This is a genomic window from Pseudomonas capeferrum, assembly GCF_013523055.1.
Taxonomy (GTDB): domain Bacteria; phylum Pseudomonadota; class Gammaproteobacteria; order Pseudomonadales; family Pseudomonadaceae; genus Aquipseudomonas; species Aquipseudomonas capeferrum_A.
Genome location: NZ_JAAMQM010000005.1, coordinates 126,728 through 148,261 on the forward strand (window position 1 = coordinate 126,728; position 21,534 = coordinate 148,261).

At 63.4% G+C, this 21,534-nt stretch carries 18 protein-coding genes; 14 read left to right on the forward strand and 4 right to left on the reverse strand.

Annotation, left to right across the window (positions count from 1 at the left end):
- Positions 1 to 14 precede the first annotated feature (14 nt).
- From G7009_RS07545 to G7009_RS28180, 7 genes are all read left to right on the forward strand, one after another.
- Entirely contained in the window at positions 15 to 992 is a 978-nt protein-coding gene (locus G7009_RS07545; RefSeq protein WP_181129297.1) for a dipeptidase, read from the forward strand.
- Between the two features lie 79 nt (positions 993 to 1,071).
- Positions 1,072 to 1,602, forward strand: a complete 531-nt coding sequence (locus G7009_RS07550) for a 4-vinyl reductase (protein WP_181129298.1) — start codon at positions 1,072 to 1,074, stop codon at positions 1,600 to 1,602.
- Between the two features lie 15 nt (positions 1,603 to 1,617).
- Positions 1,618 to 3,678 (forward strand): dimethylglycine demethylation protein DgcA, encoded by a 2,061-nt coding sequence (gene dgcA / locus G7009_RS07555; RefSeq protein WP_181129300.1) that lies wholly within the window; start codon positions 1,618 to 1,620, stop codon positions 3,676 to 3,678.
- A gap of 174 nt (positions 3,679 to 3,852) precedes the next feature.
- A complete protein-coding gene (gene dgcB, locus G7009_RS07560; protein ID WP_181129302.1) occupies positions 3,853 to 5,808 on the forward strand; it encodes a dimethylglycine demethylation protein DgcB in 1,956 nt (651 codons plus the stop codon).
- Complete coding sequence (gene etfA, locus G7009_RS07565) at positions 5,808 to 7,034, forward strand: electron transfer flavoprotein subunit alpha (RefSeq protein ID WP_181129303.1); 1,227 nt, start codon at positions 5,808 to 5,810, stop codon at positions 7,032 to 7,034. The genes dgcB and etfA overlap by 1 nt, the downstream gene beginning before the upstream one ends.
- 10 nt (positions 7,035 to 7,044) lie before the next feature.
- Positions 7,045 to 7,815: an electron transfer flavoprotein subunit beta gene (gene etfB / locus G7009_RS07570; protein ID WP_181129304.1), complete on the forward strand. Its 771-nt coding sequence runs from the start codon at positions 7,045 to 7,047 to the stop codon at positions 7,813 to 7,815.
- A 215-nt stretch (positions 7,816 to 8,030) separates the two neighbouring features.
- Positions 8,031 to 8,792, forward strand: a complete 762-nt coding sequence (locus G7009_RS28180; RefSeq protein ID WP_181129306.1) for an RHS repeat-associated core domain-containing protein — start codon at positions 8,031 to 8,033, stop codon at positions 8,790 to 8,792.
- Between the two features lie 50 nt (positions 8,793 to 8,842).
- Here G7009_RS28180 and gbcA read toward each other — a convergent pair whose 3' ends face one another.
- Positions 8,843 to 10,135 carry a glycine-betaine demethylase subunit GbcA gene (gbcA, locus tag G7009_RS07580; RefSeq protein WP_181129307.1) on the reverse strand — a complete coding sequence of 431 codons (1,293 nt, stop codon included), beginning with the start codon at positions 10,133 to 10,135 and terminating at the stop codon, positions 8,843 to 8,845.
- A 40-nt stretch (positions 10,136 to 10,175) separates the two neighbouring features.
- Positions 10,176 to 10,427, reverse strand: a complete 252-nt coding sequence (locus G7009_RS07585; RefSeq protein ID WP_258197889.1) for a hypothetical protein — start codon at positions 10,425 to 10,427, stop codon at positions 10,176 to 10,178.
- Here G7009_RS07585 and gbcB point away from each other — a divergent pair.
- Positions 10,426 to 11,526 (forward strand): glycine-betaine demethylase subunit GbcB, encoded by a 1,101-nt coding sequence (gene gbcB / locus G7009_RS07590; RefSeq protein WP_181129309.1) that lies wholly within the window; start codon positions 10,426 to 10,428, stop codon positions 11,524 to 11,526. The two genes, G7009_RS07585 and gbcB, sit on opposite strands and share 2 nt — an antisense overlap.
- A 1-nt stretch (position 11,527) precedes the next feature.
- Here gbcB and G7009_RS07595 read toward each other — a convergent pair whose 3' ends face one another.
- Positions 11,528 to 13,153: a methyl-accepting chemotaxis protein gene (locus tag G7009_RS07595; protein ID WP_181129311.1), complete on the reverse strand. Its 1,626-nt coding sequence runs from the start codon at positions 13,151 to 13,153 to the stop codon at positions 11,528 to 11,530.
- 518 nt (positions 13,154 to 13,671) lie between these two features.
- Between G7009_RS07595 and G7009_RS07600 the strand changes: the two genes are divergently transcribed.
- Together G7009_RS07600 and G7009_RS07605 are read left to right on the forward strand one after the other, a co-directional pair.
- Positions 13,672 to 13,902, forward strand: a complete 231-nt coding sequence (locus G7009_RS07600) for a hypothetical protein (RefSeq protein ID WP_181129312.1) — start codon at positions 13,672 to 13,674, stop codon at positions 13,900 to 13,902.
- Positions 13,899 to 14,201, forward strand: coding sequence for a cell division protein ZapA (locus G7009_RS07605; protein ID WP_181129314.1), 303 nt, complete (start codon positions 13,899 to 13,901; stop codon positions 14,199 to 14,201). Before G7009_RS07600 ends, G7009_RS07605 begins: the two co-directional genes overlap by 4 nt.
- 53 nt (positions 14,202 to 14,254) lie before the next feature.
- Here the strand turns inward: G7009_RS07605 and G7009_RS07610 are convergent, their stop codons facing one another.
- The gene (locus G7009_RS07610) at positions 14,255 to 15,295 is read right to left on the reverse strand and encodes a threonine aldolase family protein (RefSeq protein ID WP_181129316.1); all 1,041 of its coding nucleotides are present in this window, start codon (positions 15,293 to 15,295) and stop codon (positions 14,255 to 14,257) included.
- A gap of 339 nt (positions 15,296 to 15,634) precedes the next feature.
- Between G7009_RS07610 and glyA the strand changes: the two genes are divergently transcribed.
- Genes glyA through G7009_RS07630 form a run of 4 tightly spaced genes read left to right on the forward strand, consistent with a single transcriptional unit; the run spans position 15,635 to position 21,515 of the window.
- Complete coding sequence (gene glyA, locus G7009_RS07615; protein WP_181129317.1) at positions 15,635 to 16,888, forward strand: serine hydroxymethyltransferase; 1,254 nt, start codon at positions 15,635 to 15,637, stop codon at positions 16,886 to 16,888.
- Positions 16,889 to 16,903: 15 nt separating this feature from the next.
- Entirely contained in the window at positions 16,904 to 18,154 is a 1,251-nt protein-coding gene (locus tag G7009_RS07620; protein ID WP_181129319.1) for a sarcosine oxidase subunit beta, read from the forward strand.
- A gap of 14 nt (positions 18,155 to 18,168) precedes the next feature.
- On the forward strand, positions 18,169 to 18,501 hold the full coding sequence (locus G7009_RS07625; RefSeq protein ID WP_181129320.1) for a sarcosine oxidase subunit delta: 333 nt from the start codon (positions 18,169 to 18,171) through the stop codon (positions 18,499 to 18,501).
- Positions 18,498 to 21,515: a sarcosine oxidase subunit alpha gene (locus tag G7009_RS07630; protein WP_181129321.1), complete on the forward strand. Its 3,018-nt coding sequence runs from the start codon at positions 18,498 to 18,500 to the stop codon at positions 21,513 to 21,515. The genes G7009_RS07625 and G7009_RS07630 overlap by 4 nt, the downstream gene beginning before the upstream one ends.
- Positions 21,516 to 21,534 lie beyond the last annotated feature (19 nt).

A 21,534-nucleotide genomic window follows, 5' to 3' on the forward strand; every position in this document is an offset into this window, starting at 1 on the left:
AGGGGACACGCCTGATGAGCCCAGCCGAACTACACGCCGACAGCATCGTCATCGACGGTCTGATCATTGCCAAATGGAACCGCGAGCTGTTCGAGGACATGCGCAAGGGCGGCCTCACCGCAGCCAACTGCACGGTGTCGGTCTGGGAAGGCTTCAAGGCGACCGTCGACAATATTGCCGCCAGCCAGAAGCTGATCCGCGAGAACAGCGACCTGGTCATGCCGGTGCGCACCACCGCCGACATCCGCAAGGCCAAGGAGCTGGGCAAGACCGGCATCCTCTTCGGCTTCCAGAACGCCCATGCGTTCGAGGACCAGATCGCCTACGTGGAGATCTTCAAGCAGTTGGGCGTGGGCATCGTGCAGATGTGCTACAACACCCAGAACCTGGTGGGCACCGGCTGTTACGAGCGTGACGGCGGGCTGTCCGGGTTCGGCCGCGAGATCGTCGCCGAAATGAACCGCGTCGGCATCATGTGCGACCTGTCCCACGTCGGTTCCAAGACGTCCGAGGAAGTCATCCTCGAATCGAAGAAGCCGGTCTGCTATTCCCATTGCCTGCCCCTGGGCCTGAAGGACCACCCGCGCAACAAATCCGACGAAGAGTTGAAGTTCATCGCCGACCACGGCGGTTTCGTCGGCGTGACCATGTTCGCGCCGTTCCTGGCCAAGGGCATCGATTCGACCATCGACGACTACGCCGAGGCCATCGAGTACACCATGAACATCGTCGGCGAGGATGCGATCGGGATCGGTACCGATTTCACCCAGGGTCACGGCCAGGAGTTCTTCGAATACCTGACCCACGACAAGGGCTACGCCCGCCGCCTGACCAACTTCGGCAAGATCATCAACCCGCTGGGTATTCGTACCGTGGGCGAATTCCCCAACCTCACCGAGACACTGCTCAAGCGCGGCCACTCCGAGCGTGTGGTGCGCAAGATCATGGGCGAGAACTGGGTGAACGTGCTCAAGGATGTGTGGGGCGAGTAAGCCGCTCTCCAAGCCTGTCCAGCCCTGGTCCATCGGCACCGGGGTCACTTAACAAAAATATTTCTGGAGTTCAGTTTCCATGGCCAAGATCGCTCCGCAATTACCTATCGAAGTCGACAGCGAGACCGGTATCTGGACCAGCGACGCCCTGCCGATGCTGTATGTGCCGCGCCATTTCTTCGTCAACAACCACATGGGCATCGAGGAGGTGCTGGGCGCCGAAGCCTACGCCGAGATCCTCTACAAGGCCGGCTACAAGTCCGCCTGGCACTGGTGCGAGAAGGAAGCCGAGTGCCATGGCCTGGAAGGCGTGGCGGTGTTCGAGCACTACATGAAGCGCCTGTCCCAGCGCGGTTGGGGGCTGTTCAAGATCCAGGACATCGACCTCGACAAAGGCACCGCCAGCGTCAGGCTCGAGCACTCGGCATTCGTGTACGTGTACGGCAAGGTCGGTCGCAAGGTCGACTACATGTTCACCGGCTGGTTCGCCGGTGCCATGGACCAGATCCTGGCAGCCCGTGGCAGTTCGATCCGGACCAAAGCCGAGCAGGTCCATGGTGGTTCGGAAGAAGGTCACGACGACGGCCTGTTCATCGTCAAGCCGCTGTAAGCCGGAGGTTCCGTCATGGCATTCGAAGCAATGTTCCAGCCGATCCAGATCGGCAAGCTGACCGTCCGCAACCGCGTGCTCAGCACGGCGCACGCCGAGGTCTACGCCACCGACGGTGGCATGACCACCGAGCGCTACGTGAAGTACTACGAAGAGAAGGCCAAGGGCGGCATCGGCCTGGCGATCTGCGGGGGCTCGTCCGTGGTGGCCATCGACAGCCCGCAAGAGTGGTGGGCGTCGGTGAACCTGTCGACCGACCGGATCATCCCGCACTTCCAGAACCTGGCCGACGCCATGCACAAGCATGGCGCCAAGATCATGATCCAGATTACCCACATGGGTCGGCGTTCGCGCTGGGACGGCTTCAACTGGCCGACCCTGATGTCGCCGTCGGGCATCCGTGAACCCGTGCATCGCGCGACCTGCAAGACCATCGAGGTCGAAGAGATCTGGCGGGTCATCGGCAACTACGCGCAAGCAGCGCGCCGAGCCAAGGAAGGCGGGCTCGATGGCGTCGAGCTGTCCGCCGTGCACCAGCACATGATCGACCAGTTCTGGAGCCCACGGGTCAACAAGCGTACCGACGAATGGGGCGGCACCTTCGAAGGGCGCATGAAGTTCGGCCTGGAAGTGCTCAAGGCCGTGCGCGCCGAAGTCGGTGACGACTTCTGCGTGGGCATGCGCATCTGTGGCGACGAGTTCCACCCGGACGGTCTCAGCCATGAAGACATGAAGGAGATCGCCCAGTACTACGACGCTACCGGCATGCTCGACTTCTTCGGCGTGATCGGCTCGGGGTGCGACACCCACAACACCCTGGCCAACGTCATCCCGAACATGAGCTACCCGCCGGAACCGTTCCTGCACCTGGCGGCGGGCATCAAGGAAGTGGTCAAGGTCCCGGTGCTGCACGCCCAGAACATCAAGGACCCGAACCAGGCCCAGCGCATCCTCGAGGGCGGTTACGTGGACATGGTCGGCATGACCCGTGCCCATATCGCCGATCCGCACCTGATCGCAAAGATCAAGATGGGCCAGATCGACCAGATCAAGCAGTGCGTCGGTGCCAACTATTGCATCGACCGGCAGTACCAGGGACTGGATGTGCTGTGCATCCAGAACGCCGCGACGTCCCGTGAGTACATGGGAGTGCCGCACATCATCGAGAAGACCACCGGGGTCAAGCGCAAGGTGGTGGTGGTCGGTGCCGGCCCCGCCGGGATGGAAGCGGCGCGCGTTGCCGCCGAGCGCGGCCACGACGTGACCCTGTTTGAGAAGAAGGAGCAGATCGGCGGGCAGATCACCATCGCCGCCAAGGCGCCGCAGCGTGATCAGATCGCCGGCATTACCCGCTGGTATCAGCTGGAGCTGGCTCGCCTGAAAGTCGATTTGCGCCTGGGCACCGCCGCGGATGTGCCGACTATCCAGGACCTGCGCCCCGATGTAATCGTGCTTGCCGTGGGCGGACACCCCTTCGTCGAGCAGAACGAGCACTGGGGCGCCGCCGAAGGGCTGGTGGTCAGCAGTTGGGACATGCTGGACGGCAAGGTCGCGCCAGGCAAGAACGTGCTGGTCTACGACACCATCTGCGAGTTCACCGGTATGTCGGTGGCAGACTACATCGCCGACAAGGGCAGCCAGGTCGAGATCGTCACCGACGACATCAAGCCGGGCGTGGCCATCGGTGGTACCTCGTTCCCGACCTACTACCGCAGCATGTATCCCAAGGAAGTGATCATGACCGGTGACCTGATGCTGGAGAAGGTCTACCGCGAGGGGGACAAGCTGGTGGCGGTGCTCGAGAACGAATACACCGGCGCCAAGGAAGAACGCGTGGTCGACCAGGTGGTGATCGAGAACGGCGTGCGGCCCGACGAGGCGCTGTACTACGCGCTCAAGGAAGGCTCGCGCAACAAGGGCCAGATCGATGTCGAGGCGCTGTTCGCGATCAAGCCGCAGCCATGCCTGAGCGAGGCGGACGATGGCTATCTGCTGTTCCGCATCGGCGACTGCGTGGCCCAGCGCAACACTCATGCGGCGATCTACGACGCCTTGCGCCTATGCAAGGATTTCTGATCACCCCGGCATGAACGCCGTCCCTGTGGGAGCGGGCTTGCCCGCGAATGCGTCCGATCAGGCAACAGCATTGTTCGGGCTGAAGTATTCGCGAGCAAGCCCGCTCCCACAGGAGCTGGTGCCGGAGCTCGGGCTCGGTGCACCCCTTGCAACCGCTGTCTGTGGGAGTCTCCCATGTTGAACACCCTGCTACCCGTCCTGCTGTTCACCGCCTTGGGCCTGGCGGTGCTCGGTGCCTTGCGCCGCGTGCGCCTGTGGCGCCAGGGCAGGCCCTCCAAGGTCGATCTGATCGGCGGCCTGCTGGCCATGCCGCGCCGCTACCTGGTCGACCTGCACCATGTGGTGGGACGCGACAAATACATGTCCAATACCCACGTGGCCACGGCGGGGGGCTTCGTCCTGTCGGCGCTCCTGGCGATCCTGGTGCACGGTTTCGGCCTGCACAACCAGATCCTCGGCTATGCCCTGCTGGTGGCCACGGTGCTGATGTTCGGCGGTGCCCTGTTCGTCTACAAGCGCCGCCTGAATCCGCCTGCGCGGCTGTCCAAGGGCCCCTGGATGCGCCTGCCGAAAAGCTTGCTGGTATTCGCCGCCACCTTCTTCATCGCCACCTTGCCGGTGGCGGGCATCCTGCCTGAAGGCACGGGCGGCTGGATCCTGGTTGCGCTGCTGGGCCTGGGCGTGGTCTGGGGCGTCTCGGAGATGTTCCTCGGCATGACCTGGGGCGGCCCGATGAAGCACGCCTTCGCCGGCGCCCTGCACCTGGCCTGGCACCGCCGCGCCGAACGTTTCGGCGGCGGTCGCTCCACCGGCCTCAAGCCACTGGATCTGGAAGACCGCAGCGCGCCCCTGGGCGTGGAAAAACCCAAGGACTTCACCTGGAACCAGTTGCTCGGCTTCGACGCCTGCGTGCAGTGCGGCAAGTGCGAGGCCATGTGCCCGGCCTTCGCCGCCGGCCAGCCGCTGAACCCGAAGAAGCTGATCCAGGACATGGTCATCGGCCTGGCCGGTGGTACCGATGCCCGTTTCGCCGGCAGCTCGTACCCCGGCAAACCGATCGGCGAGCATGGCGGCAATCCGCACCAGCCGATCGTCAACGGCCTGGTCGATGCCGAAACACTGTGGTCGTGCACCACGTGCCGGGCCTGCGTCGAAGAATGCCCGATGATGATCGAACACGTCGATGCCATCGTCGACATGCGCCGCCACCTGACCCTGGAGAAGGGCGCGACCCCGAACAAGGGCGCCGAGGTGCTCGACAACCTGATCGCGACCGACAACCCAGGCGGCTTCGCGCCCGGTGGCCGGATGAACTGGGCGGCCGACCTGAACCTCACGCTGCTGTCCGAGGCGAAGGCGACCGACGTGCTGTTCTGGGTCGGCGATGGCGCCTTCGACATGCGCAACCAGCGCACCCTGCGGGCCTTCGTCAAAGTGCTCAAGGCCTCTGGCGTGGACTTCGCCGTGCTTGGCCTGGAAGAGCGCGACAGTGGTGACGTGGCTCGCCGTCTGGGCGACGAGGCGACCTTCCAGCAACTGGCTCTGCGCAATATCCAGACGCTCGGCAACTATGCCTTCAAGCGCATCGTCACCTGTGACCCGCACAGCTTCCATGTGCTCAAGAACGAATACGGCGCGCTCGGCGGCATGTACCAGGTTCAGCACCACAGTACCTACATCGCCGAGCTGATCGCCGCCAGCAAGCTTAATCTCGGCCAGCACAAGGGCGGCAGCGTGACCTACCACGACCCCTGCTACCTGGGCCGCTACAACGGCGAGTACGAGGCACCGCGCGAGGTGCTGCGCGCCTTGGGCATCAAGGTCAGGGAGATGCAGCGCTCGGGCTTCCGCTCGCGCTGCTGTGGCGGCGGCGGTGGCGCGCCGATCACCGACATCCCCGGCAAGCAGCGGATTCCGGACATGCGCATGGAGGACATCCGCGAGACCGAGGCCGAACTGGTCGCCGTGGGTTGCCCACAATGCACGGCGATGCTCGAGGGGGTGGTCGAGCCCCGTCCCTTGATCAAGGATCTGGCCGAGCTGGTCGCCGATGCCTTGCTCGAAGAAGAGGCCGGCTCGCCTGCCGTCAAGGTACAGCCGGCCCGTCGTAAACCCGCGGAGGTGCACTGATGAGCGATATCGTCCGCCGCGATCCCCGCGCCGAGTGGATCGCCCGCAATCGCCTGCATCCGCTGCACGCGGCGATGCAGACGCAACAGAGCAACTGGATGGGGCCTGGCGGCGTCATCCGCAAGAATGTCCACGCGGTCGGTTTCATCGGTCCGAACGGGATCAAGCGCATCGACCGCAGTGGGGCCCAGCACGGCACCACGACGGTGTCCAGGCGTAGCGCCACCACCGAAGTGCAACTGCCGTTGCACCAGGTGGCGGACCCGGCGTTCTACATTGCGGTGGTCCCCGACATGGTCGGTGGGCGCCTGGGTAGCCATGACCGCGACCTGCTAGGCCTCGCACGCTCCCTGGCCGGCAGCGAGGGTGCCGTGCTGGCGATCGTTTTCGGCGAGCACAAGGAGAGCAACTTTGCGGCCGCCGGTGTTGATCGTCTGCTGCTGATCGACGGTGATGAGTACCGTGGCTATGCACCCGAGCAGTTGATCCAGGGCCTGCGCGCCGTCGATCACCAATTCGCTCCGCGGCATTGGCTGCTGCCTGACAGCCGCACTGGGGGCGGCGAGGTGGGCCGTCGACTGGGCGCCGCCTTGGGCGAGCGGCCGGCCACGCGCGTCTGGCAGGTCAAGGACAACCAGTGCATCGGTCGCGCCGGTGCCGGCCAGCAGGACCTGCACCGCGATTTGCCACGCTTGATATTGGCTAGCGCCGAATGTGCCGAGCCGGTCAGTGAAACCCGCCACGAGGCGCTGCCGGTGGAACTGTCCGTGCCCGTGGCGCGCAGCCTGCCGAGGATCGACGATCTCGGCCCGGTTGCCGTGGATCCGGCGGCCATCGCCATGGCCGAGTCCGAATTCATTGTCTCCGGTGGTAACGGCGTCAAGGACTGGGACTTGTTCCACCGCGCCACCGTGGCCCTGGGCGCGACCGAAGGCGCGTCGCGGGTCGCCGTGGACGATGGTTTCATGCCGCGTCATCGCCAGGTCGGCGCCACCGGCACCTGGGTCACCGCGCGGGTCTACATGGCCGTGGGTATTTCGGGTGCGATCCAGCACCTGCAGGGCATTGGTGCCTGCGACAAGGTCGTGGCAGTGAACATGGATCCGGGCTGCGACATGATCAAACGTGCCGATCTGTCGGTGATCGGGGACAGTACGGCGATTCTCCAGGCGCTGATCGAGGCCGTGGAAAACTATCGCAAAGGCGCCCAGCGCGAAGCGGCATAGGGGCATGAGCATGAATACGAAAGTCATCAGCCTGGTTTCCATCGGCGCGCACCCAGGTTCGGGTCGTACTCGACGGGCGGAGCAGGACGCGCGCGCCGTGGAGCTGGGCTTGCAGTTGGCCGGGCAGCACTTGCAGGTGGTACACGCGGGCGACCCGCGGGAAGAGGCTCTGCGTGCTTATCTGGGTATGGGTCTGGATCACCTGGATGTGCTGGAGCAGCCGGCCGGCGCGGATGTGCTGGGTGTGCTGGGCGACTACCTGCGCGACGCCGGCGCCCAATTGGTACTGACCGGCAGTCAGGCCGAAACGGGTGAAGGATCGGGAATGCTGCCGTTCCTGCTGGCCGAGAGACTGGGTTGGCCGTTGATCGTGGGGCTGGCCGAGGTCGAGTCGATCGAGAACGGCACCGCCCAGGTGCTCCAGGCCTTGCCTCGTGGCCAGCGGCGGCGCCTGAAGGTTCGCCTGCCGCTCTTGGCGACCGTGGATAACGCCGCGCCCAAGCCGCGCCAGAGCGCTTTCGGTCCGGCACGCCGCGGTGTACTCGCGGCGCGCAACGTCATGGTCACGCAAGACGAGCTGCTGACCGGCGCCGAACTGCAACCGGCTCGCCCGCGGCCCAAGCGCCTCAAGGTGATCAAGGCCAAGAGCGGCGCCGATCGCATGAAGGCCGCCACGGCCAAGGCCAGTGGGGGAGGCGGCAAGGTGCTCAAGGAGGTTTCGCCACAGGAGGGCGCCGAGGCAATTTTGAAACTGTTGGTGGAAGAAGGCGTAATACGCTGAGAAGCGATCCGCCTCTTTGACAAGGAGGCAGAGCGGGCCGGTGTGCAATTGGTCGAAGCAAATCCATCCTACAGGTAGTAGCCGGCCTCGACCAAGTTCAGGTCCGAAGGGCTTGTGCGGCGCCTGATCGAATCGAAGCCTGGTAATTTTGTCAGTTTTGCGCAGGCGAATACGTTGCTAGATTCAAGCCTCGTCGAACTTTCGGGCCTGGATGCATGGCAAACGTTTATCTGCTTCAGACCGACCGGCAACAGTCGGTCTTGGGTGGCGATCCCTTTCCCGGACGCGCCTATACGGCCTATGGTGGTTCACCTCGCACACAAGGCCCTATGCAGGCATTTGCGGGCGAGGTATGTGACCCGTTTACCGGCTGCTACCCTCTAGGCAATGGATTACGGTTCTACAACCCGAGGCTGCTGCGCTTCCATTCGGCGGATCGCCTGAGCCCTTTCGGAAAGGGCGGACTTAATGCCTATGCTTATTGTCTTGGGGATCCTGTCAACTTTTCCGATCCCACAGGGCGGTTCCCAAGCTGGATCTTCCCAGTTCGCAGTATTGTGGCCGGGCTTATCAATCTTGGGATAAGCGCAGTAAAGGGCTATCGCAACTACAAACTGGAGCGAGATTTCACGCTGAGTGCAGGGAATGCCGCGAGCCGGGCGGGAGAGGTCACCTTTGGAACCCCTGAGAACGCTGTTTCCAGGTGGAGCGCCAAAGACAAGGCCGTCGCGTTGGTGGGTACCGTCAGTGCGGCCATGAGTATCGGTACGGCGACCGGACGGTTGGTGGGCGCTGATTCGAACATTCTAGGGTGGGTGGATACGGCCTTTGCAACGGTTGCCACAGGTATGTCGGCGTATGAGCTGTATAGCCTGGGGGCCGAGCCAGTGCCTCGACGCTATCCGGTCAGCCTGGATAACGCTCGTTTCAGATCGGGACTTTCGCGTTCTGGGTCTATCAGGGAAACATCCGTATGAATCCATGCCACAGCCGGTTCCCGTTGTGGCATGGAGCAACGATCCTGTTTCTACTGCGCTTTCACTTCCTTCAGGTACGGCGCCGGCCCCGCGCCTAGATTGTTAAGCAACCGCTGGCTGTACCAATCGATGAAGTTCACCACGCCAAACTCGTAGGTCTTGGAGTAGGGTCCCGGCTGGTAGGCCGTGGAGTTGATCCCGCGCTGGTTCTCTTCGGCCAGGCGACGGTCCTGGTCGTTGGTGGCATCCCATACCTTGCGCATCCGCTCAGGATCGTAGTCGACCCCTTCGACCGCGTCCTTGTGCACGATCCACTTGGTGGTCACCATGGTCTCCTGGGCACTGATCGGCCATACCGTGAAGACGATGATGTGATCGCCCATGCAGTGGTTCCAGGAATGCGGCAGGTGCAGGATGCGCATCGAGCCCAGGTCGGGGTTCTTGATGCGGCCCATGAGTTTCTGCACGGCCTGCTTGCCGTCCAGGGTCATCGACACCGTGCCCTTGAGCAGCGGCATGCGCACGATGCGGTTGCGCAGGCCGAAGCTGGCGTGCGCATACGGGATCTTTTCGGCATCCCAGGCGGCGGCGGACGCGGCGACGTGGTCCTTGAACGCCTGGTCGGCGCGCGGGTCGGTGACGTCGTCCCACTCCAGCAAGGTCTTGAGCAGCTCCGGGTGCGAGGCGTTGCAGTGATAGCACTCGCGGTTGTTTTCCAGCACCAGCTTCCAGTTGGCCTTTTCCATCAGGGTGGTCTGTACCGCCACCTTGGTGTTGTCCATGTCGTAGGGCTCCATGTAATGGGCCAGGGTCGACAGGAACTCATCGATCGCAGGTGGGTTCTCGGCCAGGCTGATGAAGATGTAGCCGCCCGCGGTCTTCACGTTGACCGGCTTGAGGCCGTACTGCTTCATGTCGAAGTCGGCGCCCATCTCGGTGCCCGCGAACAGCAGGCGACCGTCGAGCTCGTAGGTCCACTGGTGATAGGGGCAGACCAGCTTGGCGACCTTGCCCTTGTCGCTGGTGCACAGGCGCGAACCACGGTGACGGCAGACGTTGTGGAAGGCATGCACCTGGCCTTCGGCGCCACGGATCACGATGATCGGGTTCTTGCCGATCTGCAGGGTCAGGAAATTGCCCTTGGCCGGAATCTCGCAAATCATGCCGGCGATCAACCACTCCTTGTGGAAGATCTCCTGCATGTCGATCTGGAACAGGCGCTCGTCGGTATAGAAGGGTTGCGGCAACGAAAAGGTGCGCTCGCGGTTCTGCAGCATCTCGGCGGTGGCCGCGCGTGCAGGTTCCAGTGGATCGCCCAGGCTAAGGGTTGCGGTGACGTCCATCGTAGTGATCCTCATGGCCTTCGCGGCCGACGGAAAGTGGCTAATCGTTCTTGTGGTGGCGCAGGGCTGTTGCAGGAAAAAAGCTGTGATCAGGTGCGGTGGAGTGTGCGTCCGGCGCCGTGGGGAACCATATCCATGGACGACATGGCCGAATCCGATTCCGACGCGCCAGCCCTTGGCCTTCAAGGCTGGTCGCGATAAGCACGCCGATGTCGTGGATGGGAATGTACGCGGCCCCGGACTTGCGCATCATCTGCTCATCAAGCCGCCATCGGCCGTTGGAGACGAGCATGTCCAATCCCTTCCTCAATCCGGTCACGACCCAGACCTGGGCCAATGGCCGCCATATCGTGCGTTGCGTCAAGGTCATCCAGGAAACTTGGGACGTGCGCACCTTCTGTTTCATGGCCGACCAACCGATCATGTTCTTCTTCAAGCCGGGGCAGTTCGTGACCCTGGAGCTGGAAATCGAAGGCCAGCCGGTGATGCGTTCCTATACCATCTCCAGCGCCCCGTCGGTGCCCTACAGCTTCTCGGTGACCATCAAGCGCGTGCCGGGGGGCAAGGTGTCCAATTGGCTGCACGACACCCTGCACGAAGGCCAGGAGCTGGCCGTGCACGGGCCGGTCGGGCTGTTCAACGCCATCGACTTCCCTGCGCCGAAGGTGCTCTACCTCAGTGGCGGCGTCGGTATCACGCCGGTCATGTCGATGGCCCGCTGGTTCTATGACACCAATGCCAATGTCGACATGGTCTTCGTCCACAGCGCCCGCTCGCCCAAGGACATCATCTATCACCGCGAACTGGAGCAGATGGCCTCGCGGATTCCCAATTTCGGCTTGCACATCATTTGCGAGAAACATGGTCTGGGCGAGCCGTGGGCCGGTTACCGGGGTTACCTGAACCATAAGCTGCTCGAACTGATCACGCCTGATTTCATGGAGCGCGAAGTGTTCTGTTGCGGGCCGACGCCGTACATGGTGGCGGTCAAGCGGCTGCTCGAAAGCGCGGGCTTCGACATGAGCCGCTACCACGAGGAGTCGTTCGGCGCGACGCCACCGGAAGCCAAGGCCGATGCCGTGGAACATGCCGAGCAGGCCGCCGATGCACCGGAAGTGGCCACGGCCGATCTCAACCTGGTGGAGTTCGTCGGCAGCGACAAGAGTATCCGCGTCGTCCCGGGTGAAACCGTGCACGCCGCGGCGGCCAAGGTCGGCCTGCTGATTCCCAAGGCCTGCGGCATGGGCATCTGCGGCACCTGCAAGGTGCTCAAGCTGGGTGGAGAGGTGGACATGGAGCACAACGGCGGCATCACCGATGAAGATGTCGCCGAAGGCTATATCCTGTCGTGCTGCAGCGTGCCCAAGGGCGACGTGCGCATCGAATACTGATTCAGACCCGGAAGCGCGATACCAGGCCGCTGAGGTCCACTGCCAGGCGTGACAGCTCGGTGCTGGCGGCGCTGGTCTGGTGAGCGCCTGTCGCGGTCTGTACCGACAGATCGTTGATGTTCACCAGGTTGCGATCCACCTCGCGGGCGACCTGGGCCTGCTCCTCCGCGGCGCTGGCGATTACCAGGTTGCGCTCATTGATCTGGGCCACGGCGGTGGTGATGGTGTCCAGCGCCAGGCCCGCGCCACGGGCGATGTTCAGGGTCGACTCGGCTCGCTCGGTGCTGGTGCGCATGGAGTCCACCGCCTTTTCGGTGCCGCCCTGGATGCTGACGATCATCCGTTCGATCTCGCTGGTCGACTGCTGGGTGCGATGGGCCAGGGCGCGAACCTCGTCGGCCACCACGGCGAAACCACGGCCCGCCTCGCCCGCGCGCGCAGCCTCGATGGCGGCATTGAGGGCCAGCAGGTTGGTCTGGTCGGCCAAGCCGCGAATCACGTCGAGCACCTTGCCGATATCGCGTGACTGTTCCGCCAGATTGACGATCAGCCCCGCAGTCGCCTGTACGTCGCTGCTCATGCGCTCGATGGCGCCGACGGTTTCCATGACCAGGTCACGACCGTCACTGGCGGAGCGGCTGGCATCGCTGGACGCTTCCGACGTGCTGACGGCGTTGCGCGCGACTTCCTCGACCGCGCTGGTCATCTCGGTAACGGCGGTAGCGGCCTGCTCGATCTCGTTGTTCTGCTGCTGCAGGCCGCGGGCGCTCTCGTCCGTGACGCTGTTGAGCTCTTCGGCCGCGGAGGCGAGCTGGGTGGCCGAGCCCGAGATCAGTTGCACGGTATCGCGCAGCTTGTCCTGCATCGTGGCCATGGCCCGCAGCAGACGCGCCGCTTCGTCGGTGCCCAGTGCACGGATATCGTGGGTCAGGTCGCCTTCGGCAATCTGCTCGGCGGCTTGCAGGGCTTCGTTGATCGGCCCGACGATGCTGCGTGTCAGCACGAACGCGCAGAGCAAAGTCAGCACAGTGGCGGCCACGAGCAGCCCGATCACCAGGGTAGAGGCGCTACCGTACTGGTCGGCGGCGGCCTGGTTGGTCTTGCGAGTCTGATCGGTATTGAAGCGGACCAAGGCATCCATCACCTGGTTGATCTGCTCGGAGTTGTTCAACAGGTCACGGTTGATCAGCTCGTGCAGCTCATCCAGCTGCCCTGTCTGGCTCAAGGTACGCATGCGCGATTCGAGCTGACGGTATTGGGCAAGCAGTTGGCCGTATTGATCGAAGGTTGCTTGCTCGCCGGGCTCTTCGACCAGCGCTTGATAGGCCTGGCGGGCCTTGTCGATCTGCACGTTGCGTTCATCGAGCAGGCGTAAGGTGTCTTGCTGCGTCTCAGGTTCGCGATTGAGCAGCAGACGGTAGGAGAGGGTGCGCATGCGCAGGGTCAAGGTGGTCAGTTCATCGAGGGTCTTGATGCTAGGCAGGCTGATCGTTTCGATGGCCACGCCAGCCTGGCGGATATGGCCCATCTGAATCAGCGAGAAGACACCGAGGCCAAGCATCAGCGCGCCGATCAAGGCGAACCCCAGGAGTGCGCGTGGGGCGATGTTTATGTTGCGAAAGGACATGGAAGGAATCCGGAGAGTAGGAAGGGACGCGCAATCCATGCGAGGAGACAACACATACATGCCTATCGGTCGCGACTGGCCAGTCTTGAGGGTCGATTGAAAATATCGGGCATGGCCTAGTGCCAGTCAGTTAAGGAAAATGCTCGATTTTCAATGCTGAAGCTTATTTTCGGCTTCTAAATCTCTTGTGAGGCTCATGGCCTCGTCGTGGGACAAGCCCGCTCACCACCAGGAAGCGCGAACCGGTGATGAGCGGGCTTGCCCCGCGACGAGGCCATGAGCCTCACAGGAGATTTAGAAGCCAAAGGCAAAGCTTCAGCATGTGAAAATCGAGCACTTAACCGACCGGCATTGGCCACGACCGTCTACATTCCTGACAGGCGGCGGCTCCACGCCGGAACAAGACTCGCCCAGACCGGTCAATGTGCCCAGGCTCAAGGCCAGTTACCGATATTTAATGGCGGGGGCGCGCGGTTTTCTTTATCGTGTTCGCCCCTTGCAACAACCGAGACAAGCCCATGTTGGAAGCATCCCTGAATCAACTCGAGCAACTGGTCGCCGACCTGATGCACAAGAACACCCAACTGACCGAGCAGCACGCGCAGCTCAGCCAGGCATTGGCTCAAGCCCGTGAAGAAAACGACAGCCTGCAATTGAGCCTGATGGAACAGGAAGAGAAGCAGGGCGCCGCCGCCGCGCGCATCCAGGCCATCGTCGATCGCGCCAGCGCAGGCGCCGTCAGCGCATGACCTTGCAAGCGCAGCCGATCAATGTCGTGTCGATCCTTGGCAGCGACTATTCGATCAAGGCGCCCGAAGGCCAGGAGCAGACCCTGGCCAAGGCGGTCCAGATGCTCAACGCCTCCCTGGCAGACACCAAGCGCCTGTATCCGACCCTGATCGGCGACAAGCTGCTGGTGCTGGCGGCGCTGAACCTGTGCTCCCGGCAGGTCGAACTGCAGGACGAGCACCAGCAGACGCTCGAGCGCTATGAAGCGAAAGTGACTGCCACGGTCGACGCCATCACCCGGACCATCGCGGAACACTGAGCCGCTTCGACGGGTCGGAGGGGCTGTCATGCAGCCCCTTCATCGCATGTTCCTCACGCGCCCATGACGGCCCGGATGTCCGCCGCCAGCTCGCGGACCCGCGCCTGCTCGGTATCCCACGAGCACATGAAACGCGCGCCCCCGCTGCCAATAAAGGTATAGAAGCGCCAGCCCTTGTTGCGTAGCGCCTCGAGCGCCGCCTCCGACATCTGCAGAAAGACGCCGTTGGCCTCCACCGGGAACATCAGCTCGACGCCAGGGATGTCACTCACCAGGTTGGCGAGCAATTGCGCGCATTGGTTCGCGTGGGCCCCATGGCGCTGCCAGGCGCCGTCTTCCAGCAACCCGACCCAGGGTGCCGACAGGAAGCGCATCTTCGAAGCCAGTTGACCCGCCTGCTTGCAGCGATAGTCGAAGTCGGCGGCCAGGTCATGGTTGAAGAACAGGATCGCCTCGCCCACCGCCATGCCGTTCTTGGTCCCGCCGAAGCACAGCACATCGACTCCGGCTTTCCAGGTCAGCTCGGCGGGCGTGCAGCCCAGGAACGCGCAGGCATTGCTGAACCGCGCGCCATCCATGTGCAGGTTCAGGCCCAGCTCCTTGCACGTCGTGCTGATGGCTTTCAGTTCATCAGGGCGATAGGTCGTGCCGACTTCCGTGGCCTGGGTGATGGTGACCACCCGTGGCTTGGGGTAGTGGATGTCCTGGCGCTTGAGCGCCACGTCACGAATGGATTGCGCGGTCAGCTTGCCATTGACGCTGGCGGCGGTCAGCAGCTTGGAGCCGTTGGAGAAGAACTCCGGGGCACCGCACTCGTCGGTCTCGACGTGGGCCGTTTCCGAGCAGATGACGCTGTGGTAGCTCTGGCACAGCGAGGCCAGGGCCAGCGAGTTGGCCGCGGTGCCATTGAAGGCGAAGAAGACCTCGCAGTCGGTCTCGAACAGCTTGCGGAAATGATCGGCGGCACGCTGCGTCCATTGATCGTCGCCGTAGGCGCGATCATGTCCCTGGTTGGCTTTCTCCATCGCCGCCCAGGCTTCCGGGCAGATACCGGAATAATTGTCGCTGGCGAATTGTTGGCTTCTATCTGTCATGACACTGTCCTGTGAGCGACGCGAAGCAGCACTCTAAACCATCGTTCGGCAGGTTGCCTATACAACCGCGAGGCCACGTGAGCAGGCCACTTTCGCAAGCCCGACGGGCATGGGTGGAGCCCCAGTCCGGCGCGGCTCGAGACCGCCTGCCCAAACACCCGGATGCCTGCTCTGCACCCCCACCGTACGGCGTGCTCCGCACGCTGACGAACCAATGTCGTAAACGCGCCATTGCAAGGCGTGCGCAGGCATCTGGGTCCCCCGCGCCAGTCATACCATCGCCACAAAGGGTCATTGAACTCTACAGACAAAAAAATGATCGCTGCCGGGAGATACAGAATGTTCAGCAAGCAAGACCAGATCCAGGGTTACGACGACGCACTGCTGGCTGCGATGAATGCCGAGGAACAGCGCCAGGAAGATCACATCGAACTGATCGCTTCCGAAAACTACACCAGCAAGCGCGTCATGCAGGCCCAAGGCAGCGGCCTCACCAACAAATACGCCGAAGGCTATCCGGGCAAGCGCTACTACGGTGGCTGCGAGCATGTCGACAAGGTCGAGCAGTTGGCCATCGATCGCGCCAAGCAGCTGTTCGGTGCCGACTACGCCAACGTCCAGCCGCATTCCGGCTCGTCGGCCAACAGCGCCGTCTACCTGGCCCTGCTGCAGGCTGGCGACACCATCCTCGGCATGAGCCTGGCGCATGGCGGTCACCTGACCCACGGCGCCAAGGTGTCGTCCTCGGGCAAGCTGTACAATGCCGTGCAGTATGGCATCAACACCGAAACCGGCCTGATCGACTACGACGAAGTCGAGCGCCTGGCCGTGGAACACAAGCCGAAGATGATCGTCGCCGGCTTCAGCGCCTACTCCAAGACCCTGGACTTCCCACGCTTTCGCGAGATCGCCGACAAGGTGGGTGCCTACCTGTTCGTCGACATGGCTCACGTGGCCGGTCTGGTGGCTGCCGGGCTGTACCCGAACCCGCTGCCGTACGCCGATATCGTCACCACCACTACCCACAAGACCCTGCGCGGTCCACGTGGCGGCCTGATCCTGGCCAAGTCCAACCCCGAGATCGAGAAGAAGCTCAACGCTGCGGTGTTCCCCGGTGCCCAGGGCGGTCCGCTGATGCACGTGATCGCTGGCAAGGCGGTGTGCTTCAAGGAAGCGCTGGAGCCTGGCTTCAAGGGCTACCAGAAGCAGGTCATCGACAATGCCCAGGCCATGGCCCAGGTCTTCATCGAGCGCGGCTACGACGTGATCTCCGGCGGTACCGACAACCACTTGTTCCTGTTCAGCCTGATCCGCCAGGGTCTGACGGGCAAGGACGCGGACGCCGCGCTGGGTCGCGCCCACATCACCGTCAACAAGAACGCCGTACCGAACGACCCGCAGTCGCCGTTCGTCACCTCCGGCCTGCGCATCGGCACCCCGGCGGTCACCACCCGCGGGTTCAAGATTGCCCAGTGCGTCGCGCTGGCCGGTTGGATCTGCGACATCCTCGACAACCTCGGCGACGCCGATGTCGAGGCTGACGTGGCGAAGAACGTCTCGGCCCTGTGCGCAGATTTCCCGGTTTACCGCTGAGTGGAGTAGACAGTCATGAAACGCTTTTCAGGCTTCGGCCTTCTCAAACACTCCCTCAGCCATCATGAAAACTGGCAGCGCATGTGGCGCACGCCGACGCCGAAGAAAGTCTACGACATCGTCATCGTCGGCGGTGGCGGCCATGGCCTGGCCACGGCCTACTACCTGGCCAAGGAACACGGCATCACCAACGTGGCCGTGGTCGAGAAGGGCTGGCTGGGGGGTGGCAACACCGCCCGTAACACGACCATCGTGCGCTCCAACTACCTCTGGGACGAATCGGCCAAGCTGTACGAGCACGCCATGAAGCTGTGGGAAGGGCTGTCCCAGGACATCAACTACAACGTGATGTTCTCCCAGCGTGGCGTCTACAACCTCTGCCACACCCTGCAGGACATCCGCGACTCCGAGCGTCGGGTCAACGCCAACCGCCTCAACGGCATCGACGGCGAACTGCTCAACACCGAGCAAGTGGCCGCGGAAGTTCCGTACCTGGACTGCTCCAAGAACACGCGCTACCCGATCCTGGGAGCCACCGTGCAGCGTCGCGGCGGTGTCGCGCGTCACGATGCCGTGGCCTGGGGCTATGCTCGTGCAGCCGACGCCCTGGGTGTCGACTTGATCCAGCAGACCGAAGTCATCGGCTTTCGCAAGGAGAATGGCGCGGTCATCGGGGTCGAGACCAACAAGGGCTTCATCGGCGCCAAGCGCGTCGGCGTGGTCACGGCCGGTAACTCCGGGCACATGGCCCGCCTGGCCGGCTTCCGCCTGCCACTCGAGTCGCATCCGTTGCAGGCTCTGGTTTCCGAGCCGATCAAGCCGATCATCGACAGCGTCATCATGTCCAACGCCGTGCACGGCTACATCAGCCAGTCGGACAAGGGCGACCTGGTCATCGGTGCCGGTATCGACGGCTTCGTCGGCTACGGCCAGCGCGGTGGCTACCCGATCATCGAGCACACCCTGCAAGCGATCGTCGAGATGTTCCCGATCCTGTCGCGGGTGCGCATGAACCGTCAGTGGGGCGGCATCGTCGACACCACGCCGGACGCCTGCCCGATCATCTCCAAGACCCCGGTGAAGAACATGTTCTTCAACTGCGGCTGGGGTACCGGCGGCTTCAAGGCCACGCCAGGTTCGGGCAACGTCTTTGCCGCCAGCCTGGCCAAGGGCGAAATGCACCCGCTGGCCGAACCTTTTTCCATCGAGCGCTTCCACCACGGCGCACTCATCGACGAACACGGCGCCGCCGCTGTCGCCCACTAACAGGAGAATTCCTCATGTTGCATATCTTCTGTCCCCATTGCGGCGAGTTGCGCTCCGAAGAAGAGTTCCACTGCGCGGGCCAGGCGCATATCGCCCGGCCGCTGGACCCTGCCTCGTGCACCGACCCCGAGTGGGGCGAGTACATTTTCTTCCGTGACAATCCGCGAGGCATCCACCACGAACTGTGGGATCACGTTGCCGGGTGCCGGCAGTACTTCAACGCGACCCGCGACACCGTGACCTACGAGATTCTGGAAACCTACAAGATCGGCGAGAAGCCGCAGGTAGCTGCTGGCAAGCAACCGTCCATGCAGTTGACCAAAACAGGTCAGGAGGAAAAAGTATGAGCCAGACCTATCGCCTCTCCAGCGGCGGTCGCATCGATCGCAGCAAGGTCCTGAACTTCACCTTCAATGGCAAGACCTATCAGGGTTACGAGGGTGACAGCCTGGCCGCGGCCCTGCTGGCCAACGGTGTGGACATCGTCGGCCGCAGCTTCAAGTACTCGCGTCCTCGCGGCATCATCGCCGCCGGTGCCGAGGAGCCCAATGCCATCCTGCAGATCGGCGCCACCGAAGCCACCCAGGTGCCGAACGTGCGCGCCACCCAGCAGGCACTGTATTCGGGCCTGGTCGCGACCAGCACCAATGGCTGGCCGAACGTCAACAACGACGTGATGGGGATCATCGGCAAGGTCGGCGGCAGCATGATGCCGCCGGGGTTCTACTACAAGACCTTCATGTACCCCAAGTCCTTCTGGATGACCTACGAGAAGTACATCCGCAAGGCTGCCGGTCTCGGTCGCGCGCCCCTGCAGAACGATCCTGATACCTACGACTACATGAACCAGCATTGCGACGTGCTGGTGGTCGGCGCCGGCCCCGCGGGACTGGCCGCGGCCCTGGCCGCCGGTCGCAGCGGTGCCCGCGTGATCCTCGCCGACGAACAGGAAGAGTTCGGTGGCAGCCTGCTCGACAGCCGCGAAACCCTCGACGGCAAGCCTGCCGCCGATTGGGTCGCTTCGGTCGTCGCCGAGCTCGAGAGCCTGCCGGAAGTTACCTTGTTGCCGCGGGCCACCGTCAACGGTTACCACGACCACAACTTCCTGACCATCCACGAGCGGCTGACCGATCACCTCGGCGACCATGCCCCCTTGGGCCAGGTTCGTCAGCGCATCCACCGTGTACGTGCCAAGCGCGTGGTGCTCGCCCCCGGCGCCCACGAACGCCCGCTGGTCTACGGCAACAACGATGTCCCGGGCAATATGGTCGCCGGCGCCGTCTCGACCTATGTTCGCCGCTATGGCGTGGCACCCGGTCGCAAGCTGGTGCTGTCGACCAACAACGACCACGCCTATCGCACCGCGCTGGACTGGCATGACGCCGGCCTGCAAGTGATCGCGATCGCCGACGCCCGCCACAACCCGCGTGGCTCGCTGGTCGAGGAAGCGCGTGCCAAGGGTATTCGCATTCTGACTTCCAGTGCCGTGCTCGAAAGCCGTGGCACCAAGCACGTCACCGCCGCCCGTGTCGCTGCGATCGATATTGCCGCGCACAAGGTCAGCAGCCCCGGCGAATGGCTGGAGTGCGACCTGGTGGCGACCTCCGGTGGCTACAGCCCGGTCGTGCACCTGGCTTCGCACCTGGGCGGCCGGCCTGTGTGGCGTGAAGACATCCTCGGCTTCGTGCCTGGCGATGCTCCGCAGAAGCGTGTCTGCGTCGGTGGGATCAACGGTGTGTACCCGTTGGGTGACGCCCTGGCCGATGGTTTCGAAGGCGGCGTGCGCGCGGCCAGCGAGGCCGGGTTCAAGGCCACCACCGGCACCTTGCCGAAAACCGTGGCACGCAAGGAGGAGGCCACCGTGGCGCTGTTCCAGGTGCCGCATGACAAATCCACCAACCGTGCGCCGAAACAGTTCGTCGATCAGCAGAACGACGTCACCGCCGCCGGTATCGAACTGGCCACCCGCGAAGGTTTCGAGTCGGTCGAGCACGTCAAGCGCTATACCGCGCTGGGCTTCGGGACCGACCAGGGCAAGCTGGGCAACATCAACGGCCTGGCCATCGCCGCTCGCTCGATGGGCATCACCATCCCCCAGATGGGCACCACCATGTTCCGCCCTAACTACACGCCGATCACCTTCGGTGCGGTCGCCGGGCGGCATTGCGGTCACCTGTTCGAGCCTGTGCGCTTTACCGCTCTGCATGCCTGGCACGTGAAGAAGGGCGCCGAGTTCGAAGATGTCGGCCAGTGGAAGCGTCCGTGGTACTTCCCCAAAGCCGGCGAAGACATCCACGCCGCCGTGGCCCGCGAGTGCAAGGCGGTGCGTGACAGCGTCGGCCTGCTCGATGCCTCGACCCTGGGCAAGATCGATATCCAGGGCCCGGATGCGCGCGAGTTCCTCAACCGCGTCTACACCAACGCCTGGACCAAGCTCGACGTGGGCAAGGCTCGCTATGGCCTGATGTGCAAGGAAGACGGCATGGTCTTCGACGACGGCGTGACCGCCTGCGTCGGCGACAACCACTTCATCATGACCACCACCACCGGCGGCGCGGCGCGCGTCCTGCAGTGGCTGGAGCTGTACCACCAGACCGAATGGCCCGACATGAAGGTGTTCTTCACCTCGGTCACCGACCATTGGGCCACCCTGACCCTGTCCGGCCCGAACAGCCGCAAGCTGCTCAGCGAAGTCACCGACATCGACCTGGACAAGGACGCCTTCCCGTTCATGACCTGGAAGGAAGGGCTGGTGGCCGGCGTGCCGGCGCGGGTGTTCCGTATCTCGTTCACCGGCGAGCTGTCCTACGAGGTCAACATCCAGGCCAACTACGGCATGGGTGTGCTGGAGAAGATCGTCGAGGCGGGCAAGCAATACAACCTGACTCCGTATGGCACCGAGACCATGCACGTGCTGCGTGCCGAGAAGGGCTTCATCATCGTCGGCCAGGATACCGACGGCTCGATGACCCCGGACGACCTCAACATGAGCTGGTGCGTCGGCCGCAACAAGCCGTTCTCCTGGATCGGCCTGCGCGGCATGAACCGCGAGGACTGCGTGCGCGAGAACCGCAAGCAGCTGGTCGGCCTCAAGCCTGTCGATCCGACCAAGTGGCTGCCCGAAGGCGCCCAGCTGGTCTTCGATCCGAAGCAGCCGATCCCGATGGACATGGTCGGTCACGTGACCTCCAGCTACGCCGCCAACTCGCTGGGCTATTCCTTCGCGATGGGTGTGGTCAAAGGCGGCCTCAAGCGCATGGGCGAGCGTGTCTACTCGCCTCAGGTGGATGGCAGTGTGATCGAGGCAGAGATCGTTTCTGCCGTGTTCTTCGATCCGAAGGGTGAGCGGCAGAACGTTTAAGACCCTCCGACAGGTCTGC